At 64.0% G+C, this 17,434-nt stretch carries 15 protein-coding genes; 2 read left to right on the top strand and 13 right to left on the bottom strand.

The window, feature by feature from the left end; genetic code table 11:
• Positions 1 to 3: 3 nt before the first annotated feature.
• Positions 4 to 888 (bottom strand): LysR family transcriptional regulator, encoded by an 885-nt coding sequence (locus IVA88_RS27210; protein ID WP_247500214.1) that lies wholly within the window; start codon positions 886 to 888, stop codon positions 4 to 6.
• A 120-nt stretch (positions 889 to 1,008) separates the two neighbouring features.
• On the opposite strand from IVA88_RS27210, the gene IVA88_RS27205 reads away from it, so the two are divergent.
• Entirely contained in the window at positions 1,009 to 1,626 is a 618-nt protein-coding gene (locus tag IVA88_RS27205) for a pyridoxamine 5'-phosphate oxidase family protein (protein ID WP_247500213.1), read from the top strand.
• Between the two features lie 189 nt (positions 1,627 to 1,815).
• On the opposite strand, the gene IVA88_RS27200 is transcribed toward IVA88_RS27205, so the two are convergent.
• The 3 genes from IVA88_RS27200 to IVA88_RS27190 are packed head-to-tail and all read right to left on the bottom strand — an operon-like array spanning position 1,816 to position 5,361.
• Complete coding sequence (locus IVA88_RS27200) at positions 1,816 to 2,547, bottom strand: ABC transporter ATP-binding protein (protein WP_247500212.1); 732 nt, start codon at positions 2,545 to 2,547, stop codon at positions 1,816 to 1,818.
• Positions 2,544 to 4,313, bottom strand: coding sequence for a branched-chain amino acid ABC transporter ATP-binding protein/permease (locus IVA88_RS27195; RefSeq protein ID WP_247500211.1), 1,770 nt, complete (start codon positions 4,311 to 4,313; stop codon positions 2,544 to 2,546). The genes IVA88_RS27200 and IVA88_RS27195 overlap by 4 nt, the downstream gene beginning before the upstream one ends.
• A gap of 7 nt (positions 4,314 to 4,320) precedes the next feature.
• Positions 4,321 to 5,361, bottom strand: a complete 1,041-nt coding sequence (locus IVA88_RS27190; RefSeq protein ID WP_247500210.1) for a branched-chain amino acid ABC transporter permease — start codon at positions 5,359 to 5,361, stop codon at positions 4,321 to 4,323.
• Positions 5,362 to 5,536: 175 nt separating this feature from the next.
• On the opposite strand from IVA88_RS27190, the gene IVA88_RS27185 reads away from it, so the two are divergent.
• Positions 5,537 to 6,058, top strand: a complete 522-nt coding sequence (locus tag IVA88_RS27185) for a MarR family transcriptional regulator (protein ID WP_247500209.1) — start codon at positions 5,537 to 5,539, stop codon at positions 6,056 to 6,058.
• A 59-nt stretch (positions 6,059 to 6,117) separates the two neighbouring features.
• Here IVA88_RS27185 and IVA88_RS27180 read toward each other — a convergent pair whose 3' ends face one another.
• From IVA88_RS27180 to IVA88_RS27140, 9 genes are all read right to left on the bottom strand, one after another.
• Complete coding sequence (locus tag IVA88_RS27180) at positions 6,118 to 8,211, bottom strand: EAL domain-containing protein (protein ID WP_247500208.1); 2,094 nt, start codon at positions 8,209 to 8,211, stop codon at positions 6,118 to 6,120.
• A gap of 218 nt (positions 8,212 to 8,429) precedes the next feature.
• Positions 8,430 to 9,713 (bottom strand): glycerate kinase, encoded by a 1,284-nt coding sequence (locus tag IVA88_RS27175; protein ID WP_247500207.1) that lies wholly within the window; start codon positions 9,711 to 9,713, stop codon positions 8,430 to 8,432.
• A 196-nt stretch (positions 9,714 to 9,909) separates the two neighbouring features.
• Positions 9,910 to 11,139: an ABC transporter substrate-binding protein gene (locus tag IVA88_RS27170; protein ID WP_247500206.1), complete on the bottom strand. Its 1,230-nt coding sequence runs from the start codon at positions 11,137 to 11,139 to the stop codon at positions 9,910 to 9,912.
• A 239-nt stretch (positions 11,140 to 11,378) separates the two neighbouring features.
• Positions 11,379 to 12,605 carry an ABC transporter substrate-binding protein gene (locus IVA88_RS27165; RefSeq protein WP_247500205.1) on the bottom strand — a complete coding sequence of 409 codons (1,227 nt, stop codon included), beginning with the start codon at positions 12,603 to 12,605 and terminating at the stop codon, positions 11,379 to 11,381.
• A 118-nt stretch (positions 12,606 to 12,723) separates the two neighbouring features.
• Positions 12,724 to 13,959: an ABC transporter substrate-binding protein gene (locus tag IVA88_RS27160; protein ID WP_247500204.1), complete on the bottom strand. Its 1,236-nt coding sequence runs from the start codon at positions 13,957 to 13,959 to the stop codon at positions 12,724 to 12,726.
• A gap of 32 nt (positions 13,960 to 13,991) precedes the next feature.
• Entirely contained in the window at positions 13,992 to 15,011 is a 1,020-nt protein-coding gene (locus IVA88_RS27155) for a branched-chain amino acid ABC transporter permease (protein ID WP_247500203.1), read from the bottom strand.
• Positions 15,012 to 15,013: 2 nt separating this feature from the next.
• Positions 15,014 to 15,892 carry a branched-chain amino acid ABC transporter permease gene (locus IVA88_RS27150; RefSeq protein ID WP_247500202.1) on the bottom strand — a complete coding sequence of 293 codons (879 nt, stop codon included), beginning with the start codon at positions 15,890 to 15,892 and terminating at the stop codon, positions 15,014 to 15,016.
• A 12-nt stretch (positions 15,893 to 15,904) separates the two neighbouring features.
• Positions 15,905 to 16,618 carry an ABC transporter ATP-binding protein gene (locus IVA88_RS27145; protein WP_007599709.1) on the bottom strand — a complete coding sequence of 238 codons (714 nt, stop codon included), beginning with the start codon at positions 16,616 to 16,618 and terminating at the stop codon, positions 15,905 to 15,907.
• A complete protein-coding gene (locus tag IVA88_RS27140; RefSeq protein ID WP_247500201.1) occupies positions 16,615 to 17,412 on the bottom strand; it encodes an ABC transporter ATP-binding protein in 798 nt (265 codons plus the stop codon). The genes IVA88_RS27145 and IVA88_RS27140 overlap by 4 nt, the downstream gene beginning before the upstream one ends.
• Positions 17,413 to 17,434 lie beyond the last annotated feature (22 nt).

Below are 17,434 nucleotides of genomic sequence, written 5' to 3'. Positions count from 1 at the left end.
GCTTTACCCGAACCTCCACTCCGTGGTCTCCACCACGAGATCGACGAATGCGCGCACCTTGGCGGAGAGCAGGCGCGAGGTCGGGTAGACGATATGGATCGGCAGCGCCGGCTGCTCGTATTTCGCCAACACGATCTTGAGCCGCCCTCGCCGCAAGCCTTCGGCGGCCTGATAGGCCAGCACCCGCGTCACGCCGCCACCGGCCTCGGCATATTGCAGGGCGGCGTCGGCGCTGTTGCTGGCGAATCGTGGATTTGGCGCCACCTCGATGTCGCGGCCGTCCTGTACGAAGCGCCAACTGGCGGATGGGCCGAACGCGATGGTCTGGTGCGCGAGCAGTGCCTCCGGCGTCTTCGGCTCGCCATGGCGCTTCAGATAGCCCGGCGTCGCCACCACGATCCGCCGCATCTCGCCGACCTGGCGCGCAACGAGCGAGGAGTCGGCGAGATGGCCGATCCGCACCGCGAGGTCGACGGCATCTTCCACGAGATTGACGAGGTTGTCCGACAGCCGCAATTCGCAGGCGACCTCGGGATAACTCTTGAGGTAGGCGGTCATGACAGGCCCGACGTGGAGCCGGCCGAAGCCGACCGGCGCCGACACCACCAGCCGTCCGCTCGGCCGGTTGCGCTCCTCCCGCGCCGAGCCGTCGGCCTCCTCGACATCGGCCAGGATGCGACGCGCGCGTTCCAGATAGCGCGTGCCGACGTCGGTCAGGGTCACCTGCCGGGTGGTCCGCTGCAACAGCCGCGCGCCGAGATGCTCCTCCAGCGCCGCGATCAGCCGCGTCACCGCCGAGGGCGACAGCCGCAACTTGCGCGCTGCCGGCGCGAAGCCACGCAAATCGGCGACCGTGACAAAGACATGCATGGCTTCAAGGCGGTCCATGGCATTATTGCATATACTGCAACGATGAAGTGTCAAGCGAGCAGATTGTTTTAGAAGCTGGAAGGTCCATCTTTCGCGGCGAAGACGCAGGGATGCGTCGGGATTTCAGGAGATGTTCCGATGACGGCAATTCACACCTACGCCAGCGACGTGGCGTTCACGCCGGCGGTGAAATCGATCCAGACCCGCAAGGGCTCGCGCGAGGGCTATGCTCATGCCGAGCAGCGTGGCTGGCGCACCGAGGTCGACGAGAACCTCGCGGCGTTCCTGGCCGACGCCAACAGCTTTTATTTCGCCACCGCGTCGGCCGATGGCCAGCCCTACATCCAGCATCGCGGCGGCCCGAAGGGGTTTTTGAGGGCACTGGACAAGCAGACGCTGGCTTTCACGGACTACGCCGGCAACCGGCAATACATCACGCAGGGAAACCTGTCCGAAAATCCCAAGGCCTACCTCTTCGTGATGGACTACTCCCATCGCCGCCGGGTGAAGATCTGGGGCGAGGCGCGCGTGGTCGAGGACGACGAGGCGCTGACAACATCGCTGATGCCGAAAGGCTACCGCGCGCGGCCCGAGCAGGTGATCCTGTTCAGGATCGCGGCGTGGGATACCAACTGCCCGCAGCACATCCCGCAGAAGTTCGATGCTGGCGATGTCGCGGCGGCGCTGGCGGCAAGGGATGCGAGGATCGCGGAGCTCGAGGCGGAGGTGGCGGCGTTGAAGTTGAACCAGGGATGAAGGCCACGAAGACGGTGCACCCTCGCCCCTTGCGGGAGAGGGTGGATCGCGGCAAAGCGGCGAGCCGGGTGAGGGGGTATCTCCGCGAGCATGTCTGTTACAGTCGAAGGCGCAGATGCAACCCCTCATCCGGCGCTTCGCGCCACCTTCTCCCGCAAGGGGAGAAGGGAAGAGGAGTTTGCCGCGAGTCTACAACCCGCTCGCGCCTTCGTGCTGGAAGCCGAGATAGCTGGCCGCGACCCGCTCGTTCGCGGCGATGTCGCTGGCCTTGCCGCTGAGAACGAACTCGCCGAGCTCCATCACGTAAGCCTGGTCCGCGATCTTGAGCGCGGCCTGCGCGTTCTGCTCGACCAGCAGCACGGAAACGCCGGCGGTGCGCAGCTCGGTGACGATGCGAAAAATGTCGGCGACGATGATCGGGGCGAGGCCGAGGCTCGGCTCGTCGAGCATCAGGAGCTTTGGCTCGCCCATCAGCGCGCGGCCCATCGCGAGCATCTGCTGCTCGCCGCCGGAGAGCGTGCCGGCGAGCTGCTTGCGTCGCTCCTTCAGCCGCGGAAACAGCGTGTAGACCCGCTCCATCGAGGCTTTCGCCCTGCTTCTCTCGATGCGGAAGGCGCCGAGCTCGAGATTGTCCTCGACGTTCATGGTCACGAACAGCTCGCGGTGCTCGGGCACGAGACCGAGTCCCATCGCGACGCGGTCCTCGATCTCGAGCCGGGCGAGGTCCTGGCCGGCAAAGGCGACGCGGCCCTTCAGCGGAAAAATGCCCATGATGGCGGAGAGCAGCGTGGTCTTGCCGGCACCGTTGGCGCCGACGATGGTGACGATCTGGTTTTGGCCGACTTCGAGCGAGACCGCACGCACGGCCTCGACCTTGCCATAGGCGACATGGGCGTCGGTGACGGACAACAGCGCGCTCATGCCGCCACTCCGAGATAGGCCTTGATCACTTCGGGATTGGTCTTGATCGTGGCCGGCGTTCCCTCCGCGATCTTGGTGCCGAAATCGAGCACCACGATGCGGTCGGCGAGGTTCATGACGAAGCCCATGTCGTGTTCGACAAGCAGCACGCTCATGCCGCCGTCGCGCAGCTCCCGCAGCAGCGTCGCGAGCCGCTGCTTCTCCATGTGGCGAAGACCGGCGGCCGGCTCGTCGAGCAGCAGCAGCATCGGATCGACGCACAGCGCACGGGCAATCTCGACGATCCGTTGCTGTCCCAGCGAGAGCGAGCCTGCGAGCTGATGCATCTGCTCGCCAAGTCCGACGCGCTCGATCTGGCGGGCGGCTTCGGCGAGCAGCTTTGCCTCGTCGGCGCGGTCCAGCCGCAGCATCGAGGAGATCGGCCCCGAATGGCCGCGCAGATGGGCGCCGATCGCGACGTTCTCCAGCACGGTCATATCAGGCACCAGCTTGACGTGCTGGAAGGTGCGGGAGATGCCGAGCTTGACGATCTCCTGCGGCGGCGCCCTGTCGAGCTTGTTTCCGAGCACCGAGATCGAGCCCGAGGTGGCCGACAGCACGCCGGTGATCAGGTTGAAAGTGGTGCTCTTGCCGGCGCCGTTGGGGCCGATCAGCGCGACGATCTCGCGGGCCTGAACGTCGAAGGAGACGTTGTTCACCGCGACCACGCCGCCAAACTGTTTTCGCGCCTTGTCGACCTGGAGCAGCACGCTGGATTGACCGGGCGAGCGGGTGCGCTGCGCCAGTTTCAGCGAGGTGTCCGGCTTTTTTCCCCTGGTACGCTCGGGCAGGAACGACATCAGCCAGGGCCAGACACCGCCGGGTGCGAGCTGGAGCAGCGCCACCAGCATGATGCCGAACACGATGGTTTCGACCTGGCCGGAGCCAGGCAGGATCAGCGGCAGGTAACTCTGCAGCACTTCCTTCAGGACCACAACAAGCGCCGCGCCCAGGACGCCGCCCCAGACATAGCCGGCGCCGCCGACCACGGCGATGAAGAGATATTCGATGCCGGCCTGCGCGCCGAACGGCGTCGGGTTCACCGCGCGCTGAAGATGGGCGTAGAGCCAGCCGGAGAGGCCGGCGAGCACGGCGGCATGGATGAATACCAGCATTTTCGCCCGCGGCGTGTGCACGCCGAACGCTTCGGCCGCGACATGACCGCGCCGGAGCGCGCGGATGGCGCGGCCGGTGCGGGAGTCCAGCAGATTCATCGTGAGCAGCGCCGAGAGGATCACGGCAACCCAGATCGCGTAGTAGATCGAGCCGGGCGAGAGCATTTTGAACGAGCCGATCGACAGCGGCGGGATCGCCGAGATGCCGTCGTTTCTTCCCAGGAATTCCAGCTTGCTGAACAGATAGAACAAGCCGAGTCCCCAGGCGAGCGTGCCGAGCGGCAGATAGTGGCCGGAGAGACGGACCGTGACGAGGCCGAGCAGCACTGCCAACGATCCGCTGACCACCAGCGACAGCGGCAGCGTCAGCCAGGGCGACACGCCGTAGGTCGTCGACAGCACCGCGGTGGTGTAGGCGCCGAAGCCGACGAAGGCCGCTTGTCCAAACGAGGTCAGGCCGCCGACGCCGGTCAGCAGCACGAGGCCCATCGCGACGAGGGCGGCGAGGCCGATATTGTCGAGCAGCACGATCCAGAACGGGGGCATGCCCGGAACAAACGGGATCGCCGCCATGACAAGCGCGAAGATGAGGATGGGGAGCCGGCTCTGCATCTTGGCGTCAGTCCTTCTCTTCCTCGACCGCAGGCGCCGCGAGCGAGCGCAGCAGCAGCACGGGAATCAAGAGCATGAAAACGATCACCTCCTTGTAGTTGGAGGCATAGAAGGAGGAGAACGCCTCGACGATGCCGACGACCACCGCCGCGACGGCGGTGAGGGGGTAGCTGACAAGCCCGCCGATGATGGCGGCGACAAAGCCCTTCAGGCCGATCAGGAAGCCCGAGTCGTAATAAAGCGTCGTGATCGGCACGATCATGATGCCCGACAATGCGCCGATGACGGACGCCAGCAGGAAGGCGATCTGCCCGGACAGCGTGGTGCGGATGCCGGCAAGCCGCGCGCCTAGCCGGTTCACGGCGGTCGCGCGCAGCGCCTTGCCGTAGAGCGTCAGCCCAAAGAACAGCCACAGCCCGACGATGAAGGCGATTGTGATGCCGTAGACCGTGATGCTCTGGCCGGTGAAGCGGAGGGCGCCGGCGGTGAAAGAGCCGGACAGCACGGCAGGTCCGCGCTGGCCTTCGGCGCCGAAGAACAGAAGCCCCAATCCCTGAAGCGCGAGGTGGACGCCCACCGATGCGATCAGCAGCACCAGCACGGAGGTGTGCGCCAGCGGCTGGAATGCGATGCGGTAGAGAAACAGGCCGATCATCGCCACGATCACCAGCGACAGCGCGATGCAGACCGCAACCGGCGGCTTCTGGGCGGCGAAGTAGACGGTCAACGCCAGCACGATGGCCGGCAGCACGATGTTGGTGAGGACGCTGCGCAGGATGAGGCGTCCGTGCAGCGCCTTGCGCGCCGCGAACAGGTCGAATGCGAAGGCGCCCATGCCCAGGGCGAGCGCGAGTTTCGTCGTGCCGGGCATCTGGCCCGCGGCCAACGAGGCATAGGTCAGCGCACCATAGGTGACGAATTCGCCTTGGGGGATGAGGATCACGCGGGTGACGGCGAACACCAGCACCAGCGCCAGGCCGAGCAGCGCATAGATCGCGCCATTGGTGATGCCGTCCTGCAGCAGGAACAGCATGATGGTGGTATTCAAGACCGGACGCTCCCCCTCGAAGATTAAGGACCGGCCCCGATTGTGGTGGACGGTCCGCTCACAGCCATTGAAAAACGCTGACGTTATTTGATATGGTCCATAACAATTATCAAATATAACTTCAAGGGTGGCGGAACAATCCTCCCGAACTTACCGGGATTGCGAGCATGAGGCGATGACCGTTTCCAAAACCGCTGAAAAGTCCTCTGAAAAGCCTGCCGATACGGCCAAGGGCCGCAAGGACGCGGCCGAAGGGTCCGGCGAAGCCCTCCAGCTCGGCGAACTCTCGGAGCAGCTCGGCTATGTGCTGAAGCGGGCACAGCTCAAGGTGTTCGAGAACTTCCTGCGCTGCATGGCCTCGCTCCAGCTCACGCCGGCGCAGTTCTCCGTGCTGCTGCTGGTTGAGAAAAACCCGGGCCGTAACCAGACCGAGATCGCCTCGACCCTCGGTATCCTGCGTCCGAATTTCGTCGCCATGCTCGACAATCTCGAGAGCCGCGATCTTTGCGCCCGGATTCGCTCCACCAACGACCGCCGCTCGCACATCCTGGTGCTGACCGACAAGGGCAAGGCCGTGCTGGCCCGCGCCAAGAAGCTCGTCGCCACCAAGCACGAGGCCCGGCTGAACGATCTGCTCGGGCCGTCCAACCGCGAAGCCCTGCTCGGGATGCTCTCGAAGATCGCCAACGAGTTTTGAGGGATTCATTGCTCCGGCGACGGAGCATCGGACCCGGAATCACGGACGGTTGGCGGCGGTTACGCCGCAGCGAACCGGTCGGGCATGGCAGGTGCTTCCGCGCAGAGGAAGAGGCGCTCGATTTCGACGGCGGGCAAGGGAGGGCTGAACAAATAGCCCTGCATTTCCGTACAGCCCTCCGCTGCGATCCGGTCCCGTTGCTCCTCGGTCTCCACGCCCTCCGCCGTCGTCGTCATGCCCATCCCGCGCGCCAGCGCCGCCACCGCTCGCACGATGCTGAGGGACCCCGCGTTGTTTTCCACGCCGCTGACGAAAGACCGGTCGATCTTGATCTTGTCGAAGGGGAAGCATTGCAGATAGGTCAGCGACGAATAGCCGGTGCCGAAATCGTCCATGGCGACCTTGATGCCGAGCGCGCGGAGCTGGTGCAGCGTCGTCAGCGCCCCGTTCCTGTCCTGCAGTAGAACGCTTTCCGTGATCTCGATCTCCAGCCGCCGGGGATCGAGGCCGGAGGCCGCCAATGCGCCGACGATCACCTCCGTCAGGCCCGGCTGGCGGAATTGCACCGCCGAGATGTTGACGGCGACGTGCAGATGGCCCGGCCACCGGCCTGCGGTGGCACAGGCCTGCCGGATCACCCACTCGCCGATCGGCACGATCAGGCCGATCTCTTCCGCAAGCGGGATGAAGCTGTTCGGCGCGACCAGTCCGCGCCGTGGATGTCGCCAACGGATCAAGGCTTCGAAGCCGCTGATCTCGCCGCCGTCGGTCTTCACGACTGGCTGGTAGTGCAGTTCGAACTCGCCGGCGGCAAGGCCGTTGCACAGGTCCTGCTCCAGCGCGCGACGGCTTTGCGCCTCTTCGCCCATGGCAGGTTCGAAGAAGCAGTGCATGCCGCGGCCGGCGCTTTTGGCGCGATACAGAGCCAGGTCGGCATTGTGCAGGAGCTGCTCCGGCGCCGAGCCGTCGCCAGGCGCAATGGCGATCCCGATACTCGCGCCCGCAATGGTCTGGTGTCCGTCGAACCCGAACGGAGCACTCAAGGTGCTGACAACGCTGCGCGCCAGCGCGTCCGCTTCGTTCGAATCGGAAATCGGCGTCTGAAGGATCACGAATTCATCGCCGCCCATGCGCGCGATCGTATCGCTGTCGCGCGCGAGCTGCTTGAGGCGGCGGCTGACATCCTGCAGCAGGACGTCGCCGGCCTGGTGGCCAAGGGTGTCGTTGACGGCCTTGAACTTGTCGAGATCGATGTGATGGACCGCGAACATCCCGCCCTGTTCGAACGCCTGCTTGAGGCGCTGGCCGAGCAGGGCGCGATTAGCGAGGTCCGTCAGCGCGTCGTGGTGCGCCATATGCGCGATCCGCAATTCCGCCTTGCGCTGCTCGGTGATGTCTTCGTGGGTCGCGACCCACCCGAGATCCGGCATCGGCCGGTGCCTGATCTTGAAGGTCCGCCCGTTTCGCATCTCGACGATGCTGTCCATGGCCTCGGCTGACGTGGCGACATCGGTCCGCCATTTGGCGTATTCCTCCCGCGTCATCGCGGGCACGCTGCCGACTTCGTAGCGCAGGTCCAGAATCTCCGAGAGCGGCGTGCCCGGACGAACGCGTTCGGGCGGCAGGCCGTACATCTCGATGAAGTGCGTATTGCAGACCAGCAGCCGATGGCCGGCGTCGAAGAAGCAGAGCCCGTGCGACATGTTGTTGATCGCGATGTCGAACTGGAAATTGCGTTCCTGCAGCCGCCGACTGAGTTCTTCGCGCTCGGTAATGTCTTCGTGGGTCGCCATGCCGCCGCCGGGCAGGGGATGGATGGTGTAGGCGATGATTCGTCCGTCGGCGAAGTGCTGGACCGTCTGCTCGCTGACGACCGAACCCTCCGTGCGGGCGCGGACATAGGCGCCGGCTTCTCCGCCGATGTTCAGGCCCAGTTTCAGCCGATGCTCGATCAGGTCCTTGATCGGCGTGCCCGGGCGCACCTGCTCGGGCGAGAGCGCGTACATCTCGCGGTAGCGCGCATTGCAGAAAATGACCCTGCGGTCGCTGCCGAACAGGATGATCCCGAGCCACAGGTTATTGGCGGCGCACTTGAGCAGCTCGCCGAGCACGAGCGGATCAATGCCTGCGACCTCCTGATCACTCTGCGCCATGCGCGTTGCCCCCGGAATGACGCGATTAGAGCAGGCGGTGGTGAATGAGCCCAATAATTCGTCCAATTTCGGGGCACATTCCTGAAAGTGCGGCGAACGCGAGGTTAAGGGCGGCAATGCCGCCGCTGGAAAACGCGGACGTCGGTGCGAATTCAGAGATCATTAACCATGGCGTCCCGCGGAACCGCGCGCGGAGCCGGCGGAGTGGTGCCGCCGTCTCAGTCGACCAGGATCACCCTTATATCGTTCACATTGGTCAGCGTCGGCCCGGGCAGCAGCAGGTCTCCGGTCGCCTCGAAGAACGTCGTCGCGTCGTTGTTGTCGAGATAGGCCTGCGGCTGCAGTCCCTGTGCCGTCATCTTGGCGAACGTCGTCGCGTCGATCAGCGCGCCGGCGGGATCGGTGGGATTGCCGGCGCCGCCATCGGCGCCGTCGGTGTCGCCGGCGAGCGCCGAGATGTCAGGCGTGTCCTTCAAGAGGTCGGCGAGCGCCAGCGCGTATTCCTGGTTCGGGCCGCCGCGGCCCTGGCCGCGCACCGTGACCGTGAGCTCGCCGCCGGAGAGGATCGCCACGCGCTTGCCCTGTGCACGAGCCTGAAGCGCCAGCCTGGCGTGATCGGCGGCAACCTCGCGGGCCTCACCTTCGAGGTCGGCGCCGAGATCGATGGTCTCGTAACCGGCCTCGTGCGCGAGCTTCACCGCAGCGTCGAGCGATTGCTTCGGACGTGCGATCAATTCGAAATGCGCGCGCGCAAAGGCGGCATCACCGGGCTTGCAGCTTTCGTTGGCGGGGTCATCCAGCGCGCGGCGCACGGCATCGTCAATGTCCAGCTTGTATTTGGCGACGATGGCGCGGGCATCGGCGAGCGTGGTCGGATCGGATACGGTCGGACCGGAGGCGATCGCCGAAGGGTCGTCATGCGGCACGTCGGAGATCGCGAGCGTCACGATCTCGGCGGCATTTTTGCCTGCGCGTGCCAGCCGCCCGCCCTTGATCCGCGACAGATGTTTGCGCACGACATTCATCTCGCCGATCGGCGCGCCCGAGCGGAGCAGCGCCTTGTTGACCGCCTGCTTCTGCGCGAAGCTGATGCCGTCCACCGGTGCGATCCAGTTCGCCGAGCCGCCGCCGGTGAGCAGCACCAGAAGCAGATCGTCCGGCCCGGCCTCGCTTGCGAGCGCGAGCGTGTCGGCCGCGCCCTTCAGGCCGGCTTCGTCAGGCACGGGATGACCGGCCTCGACCACGCGGATGCGGCGCGTCGGCACGCCGTAGCCGTGGCGGGTGGTGGCGATGCCGACGAGGCGTTCCGGTGCGAGTCCGAGCGTATCGAGATAATGCCGCTCGGCGGCGGCAGCCATCGCGGCCGCGCCCTTGCCGGCGGCTAGGCAGATCACGCGTCCCCTCGGAGCGGGCCGCAAGTGCGGCGCCAGCACCGTGCTGGGGTGGGCGGCGACAACGGCGGCGTCGTAGAGCGCGCGGAGCAGGGGGCGTCGATCGGTCATGACGAAAAGCCTTGAGCGGACAGAAAAGACGGGCGGCAAACGCGCCGCTCACCTGCCTACCGCATCAGGCGCCAAAGCGTAAGCGGGCTTTGCCATCATTCGATTGTGCAATCGCGTGATCATAATCGACGCGCAAGCAAAAACCCCCTGCGCGGCCAGCGCAGGGGGTTTTCAATCGTCGTGGGTGCCAGCGCGGCTAGCCGCCGACGTCGGCGCTGATCACGTCTCCGAACAGTTCAAACTTCTCGCCCTTGAACTTCTCGAGTTGAAGCTGGCTGATCGGCGCGAAATCGGTCGGCGAGGTGTTGATCTTGATGCCCGGCAGCAGCGCCTCGGTGCGGAAGTCCTTCAGGCTCGCCGCCTGCTTCATGACGTTCTCGCGCGTGAGATCGTCGCCGCACTGCTTCAAGACCTGAACCAGCGTCTGCGCCACGGCATAGCCGACGATGGTGCCCTTATCGAGCTTGTCGCCGTCCGGGAAGTATTTGGTCATGAACGCCAAAAACTCCTTCATGCCGGGATCGTTGTTCCACGCGGGATCCGACACGTCCTTCAGATAATCGGCGGAGATGATGTCCTGACCGTTCTCGAAGCCGGCCGGCTTCATCACGCTGCCGACGGAGGCGGAGACGTTGTTGAGGAAGTGCAGCGGCTTCCAGCCGATCTCGGAATTCTTCTTGATTGCTTGCGCCGCGAATTTCGGCGTCGTGATGTTCATGAAGACATCGGCGCCGGTCGATTTCAGCTTGACGATGTGGTTGTCGATGGTCGGCTCGGAGGTCTCGTAGCTCTCTTCCATGACGATCATCGACGCAGCCTTGGCGCCAAGGCCGTCCTTCAGGCCCTTGAGATAATCCTTGCCGTAATCGTCGTTCTGGAACAGCACGGCGATCTTGGCGTCCGGCTTGTTCTTGAGCAGCCATTTCGCGTAGATCTGCGTCTCGCTCTGGTAGTTCGGCTGCCAGCCCATGGTCCAGGGGAAGTTCTGCGGATCGTTCCACTTGGTGGCGCCGGTCGCGACGAAGAGCTGCGGCACCTTCTTCGAGTTCATGTATTTGTGGATCGCCGAGTTCGGCGGTGTGCCGAGCGAATTGAAGATGAACAACACCTCGTCGCTCTCGACCAGCTTGCGCGCCTGCTCCACAGTTTTCGGTGGCGAGTAGGCGTCGTCATAGGAGATGTAGTTGATCTTGCGGCCGTTGATGCCGCCTTCGTCGTTGATCTTTTTGAAATAGGCGGCTTCGGTCCGTCCGATGATGCCGTAGGCGGAGGCCGGACCGCTGTAGGGCATGATGTTGCCGATCTTGATCTCGGTATCGGTCGCGCCGGTATCGTATTTCTTCTGGGCCAATGCAGTGGAGGCCGAGGCCGCAATGAGCGCAAGCGCCAGTGACGCGGCCGCAAATTTGCCGGTGACAGCGGACATTCCTATCTCCCTATTTTCTTGGTGTGTGTGCGTCCCTTTTCTTGGGTTGCTTGTTTTTGGCGACGCGGTCGCAATTCAATACGATTTACCTTCTGCCTTCAACAGAAAGCCCCTGCGGCGGGGTCGCAGGGGCTGCTTCTTTAGTAGTCAGGGGCAGGCGCGCGCTCGTGTGCGACTGCGAGAAAGCGCCTCCGTCTGAGTTGATTAACCGATCGGGAGCGAGTTTGAGTTGCGCGGCCTCAATGGCCGATCTCGCTCGAGATGACGTCCCCGAACAGCTCCCATTTCCGGCCCTTGAACCGCATCATCTGGAGCTGCTCGATCGGGGCGAAATTATCGGCTGCGGTGTTGATCTTGATGCCGGGCAACAGCGTGTCGGGCTCGAAATCCTTCAGGCTGGCGGCCTGCTTCATGACGTTGTCGCGGGTGAGGTCGTCGCCGCACATTTGCAGCACCTTCACCATGGTCTGCGCGGCGGCATAGCCGAACACCACGCCGGCATCGAGCTTGTTGGCCTTGGGATCGTACTGCGCGAGGAAATTGTAGAACCTCTTCATGCCGTCGTCGGCATTCCATTGCGGGTCGGAGCCGTCCTTGGTGTAGCTCGCCGACAGGATCCCTTGCGAGATCTCGAGCCCCGCCGGCTCGAGCACGCCGCCGACCGAGGCCGAGACGTTGGAGATGATGTGGACCGGATGCCAGTTGATCTCGGCCGCCTTCTTGATCGCCTGGGCAGCAAATTTCGGCGTGGTGATGCTGATGAAGACGTCGGCGCCGGAGGCCTTCAATTTCACGACGTGCTCGTCGATTGCCGGCTCCGAAGTGTCGTAGCCGTCTTCCAGCACGATCATCGAGGCCTTGGGCCCAAGACCGTCCTTCAGCCCTTTCAGATAGTCCTTGCCGAAATCGTCGTTCTGGTAGAGCACGCCGATCTTGCCATCCGGCTTCTCTTTCATGATGTATTTGGCGTAGATGCGCGCCTCGCTCGCGTAGCTCGGCTGCCAGCCCATGGTCCAGGGATATTGCTTCGGATCGTTCCACTTCGAAGCGCCGCTCGCCACGAACAATTGCGGCACCTTCTTCTCGTTCATGTATTTGCGGATGGCGCCGTTGGTGGAGGTGCCGAGCGAGCCGAAGATCAGCAGCACCCCGTCGCTCTCGACCAGCTTGCGGGCCTGCTCCACGGTCTTCGGGGGCGAATAGCCGTCGTCGTAGGAGATGAACTTGATCTTGCGACCGCCGATGCCGCCCTCGGCATTGATCTTGTTGAAATAGGCTTCCTCGGCTTTGCCGATCGCGGCATAGGCGGAGGCCGGGCCGCTATAGGGCATGATGTTGCCGATCTTGATCTCGGTATCGGAAGCGCCGCTGTCGTATTTCTTCTGCGCCAGTGCCGGGTCGCTCATCGCAGTGCACAACACGAATGCGGCCAAAAGGGCCGCAACCTGAAATCGAACGGCAGTCATCTTTCTCCCACCCCGGGCTGGATCGGCGCCGCATTGAACAAGATTGACGCCGGACGTCAACAAAAAGCCCCGCGATTGCTCGCGGGGGCTCGTTGGCCGGGACTATTGCGTCAGCGTGTCAGTCCGTGGGGACGTCGCCGCTGATGATCTCACCGAACAGTTCCCATTTTTCGCCCTTGAAGCGCTGCATCTGGAGCTGGGAAATCGGGGCAAAGTCCGTCGCGCTGGTGTTGATCTTGATGCCGGGCAGCAGGGTGTCCGGTACAAAATCCTTCAACGAGGCGGCCTGCTTCATGATGTTGGCCCGGGTCAGGTCGTCGCCGCACATTTCCAGAACCTTGGCCAGGGTCGACGCTGCGCCGTAGCCATAGACCATGCTGGTGTCGGTCTTGTCGGCACCGGGCATGTACTTGTCGACGAACTCATTCCATTTCTTCATGCCGGGGTCGTTGGCCCACTGCGGGTCCGTTGAGTCCTTGGCATAGGCCGCCGACAAGACGCCCTGCGAAGCCTCGAAGCCGGCCGGCTTCATCACGCTCCCGACCGAGATCGACACGTTGGTCAGGATCTGGAGCGGCTTCCAGGTCAGCTCGGCGGTCTTCTTGATGGTCTGGGCGGCGAATTTCGGCGTGGCGTAGATCAGCAGCACGTCGGGATTGGCGGCCTTGATCTTGACGATGTGGCCGTCGATCGAGGGCTCGGACACCTCGTAGCTCTCCTCCAGGATGATCATGGACGAGGCCTTGGCGCCGAGGCCGTCCTTGGTGCCCTTGAGGTAGTCTTTGCCGAAATCGTCGTTCTGGTAGAGGATCGCGATCTTGGCGTCCGGCTTCTCCTTCAAGAGCCATTTCGCATAGATCTGCGCTTCGCTCTGGTAGGAGGGCTGCCAGCCCATGGTCCAGGGGAAGTTTTTCGGATCGTTCCACTTGGTCGCGCCGGTGGCGACGAACAATTGCGGGATCTTCTTGGCGTTCAGATATTTCTGGATCGCGCTGTTCGACGGCGTGCCGAGCGGGTTGAATACGGCAAGCACCTCGTCGCTCTCGACCAGCTTGCGGACCTGCTCGACCGCCTTCGGCGGCGAATAGGCGTCGTCATAGGTGACGAAGTTGATCTTGCGGCCGTTGATGCCGCCCTTGTCGTTGATCATCTTGAAATAGGCTTCTTCGGTCTTGCCGATGATGCCGTAGGCCGATGCCGGACCGCTGTACGGCATGATGTTGCCGACCTTGATCTCGGTATCCGACGCGCCGGTGTCGTATTTCTTCTGCGCGAGTGCGGCGCCGGAGGTGAGAGTGATGACCGCCGTTGCCGTGACCAGCGCAGCGGTTCGCAGTGTTCTTTCAAAAAGCAATTCGGGTCTCCTTAGCTTAATTAAACGGGTTGTCAGTTCTTTCTGAGCCGGCCGACGAGTTGCTGGCCTAGGATCGCGATCTGCCTTGCGCCGTGCGGCACGAGATAGATGACGAGGAACAGGAGCACGCCGAACACCGCGCCGGAGAGGCCTTTGGAGATGCCCTCCGCCATGTTCGGCACGAAGATGATGAAGGCGGCGCCGACGATCGAGCCGGGCAGCCAGCCGACACCGCCGACGACCATGCCGAGGAACAGCGAGATCGCGAGCGTGATGGTGTAGCTGTCGGGCGCGACGAACTGCACTGCGATGGCGCCGAGCGAGCCGGCGATGCCAGTGATGGCGGCGGACACGCCAAAGGCGAGGGTCTTGTACAGCGCGACGTCAACGCCCATGGCGGACGCCGCGATCTCGTTGTCGCGGATCGCCATGAAGGCGCGGCCCGAACGGGAGCGCAGCAGGTTCACCGAGAAAATGTAGATCGCGAGCACGACGGCGAGCGAGAAGTAGTAGAGCCACATGTCCTGCGACATCGGCAGGCCGAACGGCGCATCGGGCTTGGTGACGACGAGTCCCTGCACGCCGCCGGTCCAGTGCTCGAGGAAGTTCAGCTTCAGCAGCTGCGGCATGGCGGTGGCGAGCGCGAAGGTCGCCAGTGCGAGGTAGACGCCGGAGAGTCGCAGCGCCGGCTGCCCGAACAGGAAGCCGAAGGCGAAACAGACCACGCCGGCGACCGGCAAGGTCAGCGCGTAGTTGACGTTGAAATGCTCCATCAGCACGGCGGTCGTATAGGCGCCGACGGCATAGAACGCGCTCTGGCCGAGCGAGAACTGGCCGGAGCCGCCGGTCAGGATGTTCAGCGCCAGCACCGCGAGCCCGTAGATCAGGAGCATCGTCATCTGGAAGATGATGAAGTTCTTGACGAAGACAGGCATGATGATCAGTGCGGCGAGCACCACCAGCGAGGTGCCGGTGCCCAGCGTCATGGCCCGCTTCGGAACGGCCTCGACCGCCTGGTGGCCTTCTGCAACGACTTCTTCTGCAGCGCTCATGATCAAACTCGCTTGACGATATGCCGGCCGAACAGGCCAGCGGGTTTGACGACCAGGACGGAGATGATCAGCGCGAGCGCGATCGGAAGTTTCAGCTCGTTGCCGACGCCGGGGATGTAGGTGCCGGCGAGATTCTCGAAGACGCCGACCAGGAAGCCGCCGACGACGGCGCCGAACGGGCTGGTCAGTCCGCCGAGCACCGCGGCGGCGAAGCCGTAGATCAGCACGCCGCCCATCATGTTGGGCTCGAGGAACACGACCGGTGCGATCAGCATGCCGGCGATCGAGCCGATCGCGGTCGCCATGCCCCAGCCGAGCGCGATCATCCAGCTCGTGTTGATGCCGACCAGCCGGGCCGATTCAGGCACGGAGGCGGCCGCGCGCATGGCGAGGCCGATCTTGGTGTACTGGAAGAAGAAGTAGAGGCCGAGCAGCAGCAGCACCGTGACGCCGATCATGCCGGCCTGGTGGGTCGAGATCAGCTGACTGCCGAGGAACGGCGAGGAGCCGAACGGGGTCGGATACTGCTTGATGGTGAAGTCCCAGATCAGGCCGGCCGAGGAGTTGATGATCGCAAACAGCGCGATGAAACCGGCGACGTTGGTCAGCACCGGGGCCTTTGCCAGCGGCTTGAACAGGATGCGCTCGATCGCGATGCCGCCGACAAAGGAGAGCGCCAGCGTGATCACGAAGGCGGCCCAATAGGGGATGCCCCATTGCATCAGCTGCCAGGAGATGAAGGTCGAGAACATCGCCATCTCGCCCTGCGCGAAGTTGAGATGGTCGATCGCCTGGTAGATCATGACCACGGCGAGCGCCATGCAGGCGTAGATCGCGCCCGTGGCGATGCCGGCCAGCACTTGGTTGGTGAACAGCTCCATCGTGCCGGCTCCTCAGTAGCCCAGATAGGATTTGCGGATTTCTTCGTTGTTCGCAATGTCCTTGGCGTTGCCCGACATCACGATGCGTCCGGTCTCGATCACATAGGCCTGGTCCGCGAGCTCGAGCGCGAGCTGGGCGTTCTGCTCGACCACCAGGATCGACACCTTGTCCTCGCGGTTGATCTTGCCGAGGATGCCGAACAGGTCGCGCACCACCAGCGGCGCCAGGCCGAACGAAGGCTCGTCCAGCAGCATCAGCCGCGGCCGCAGCATCAGGGCGCGGGCGACCGCGAGCATCTGCTGCTCGCCGCCCGAGAGCGTGCCGGCCTGCTGGGTGTGGCGCTGCTTGAGCACCGGGAAATGCGCATACATGCGCTCGATATCGGAGACGATGCCGGCGCTGTCCTTGCGGGTGATCGCCCCTAATTGCAGGTTTTCCTCCACCGTCATGGTGGTGAAGGTGCCGCGGCCCTGCGGCACATGGGCGATGCCGAACCGCACGATGCTCTCGGTGGAGCGGTTGTTCAGCGGCTTGCCGTCGAACTCGATGCCGCCGGTCGAGCGCACCATGTTGCAGATCGCGCGCAGCGTGGTGGTCTTGCCGGCGCCGTTGGCCCCCAGCAGCGTGGTCAGCGATCCCTCGCTGAGCGAGAAGGACAGGCCGTGGAGCGCCTGGACCTGGCCGTAATAGGCGCGCAGGTCCTTGACGTTGAGCAGCGTCGTCATTGGTCCTTGCTCCCGAGATAGGCTTTGATCACTTCGGGATCCGCCTGCACCTGGGCCGGCGTGCCTTCCGCGAGCTTCTTGCCGAAATTCAGCGCGACGACGTGGTCGGCGATCGACATCACGAGGCCCATGTGGTGCTCGACCAGGAGCACGGTCATGTGGCGGTCGTCGCGGATGCGGCGAATGAGATCGCCGAGCGCGTAGACTTCCTCGTGGTTGAGGCCGCCGGCGGGCTCGTCGAGCAGCAGGATCTTCGGATCGGCAGCGAGCGCGCGTGCCAGCTCGACGCGCTTCTGCGTGCCGAAGGGCAGGCCCGACACGACAGTGTGGGCGACGTCCTCGAGATCGAGATAGGCGAGGATCTCGTCGACCTTCTTGTTGACGCTGGTCTCGCTGCGCCGGACCCAGGCGAGTCTCAAGGAGTCGCTGATGATGTCGCTGGATGTCTTCGAATGCGCGCCGACGCGGACATTGTCCATCACCGAGAGGTTCGGAAACAGCGCCACGTTCTGGAAGGTGCGGCCGATGCCGATCTCGGCGATCCGGTGCGGCGGGCGCGTCAGGATGCTCGCGCCTTCCATCAGGATGTCGCCGGACGACGGCTGGTAGAGCCGAGACAGGCAATTGAAGAGCGTGGTCTTGCCGGCGCCGTTAGGCCCGATCAAGCCGAGGATCTGGCCCTTGTGCATGTCAAAGGACACGCCGTTGAGCGCAATGATGCCGCCGAACACGACGCTGACGTCGCGAACTGCGAGCAGGGGCGATGTCCCCTGCGCGAGCTGTGCCTGCGTCATCTCGTCTCGCCCACTCTGTTGA

The sequence above is a fragment of the Bradyrhizobium sp. 149 genome, assembly GCF_023073915.1.
Classification (GTDB): Bacteria; Pseudomonadota; Alphaproteobacteria; order Rhizobiales; family Xanthobacteraceae; genus Bradyrhizobium.
Note: the sequence above shows the minus strand (reverse complement) of the source record. Positions and strands in the feature narration are given on the sequence as shown.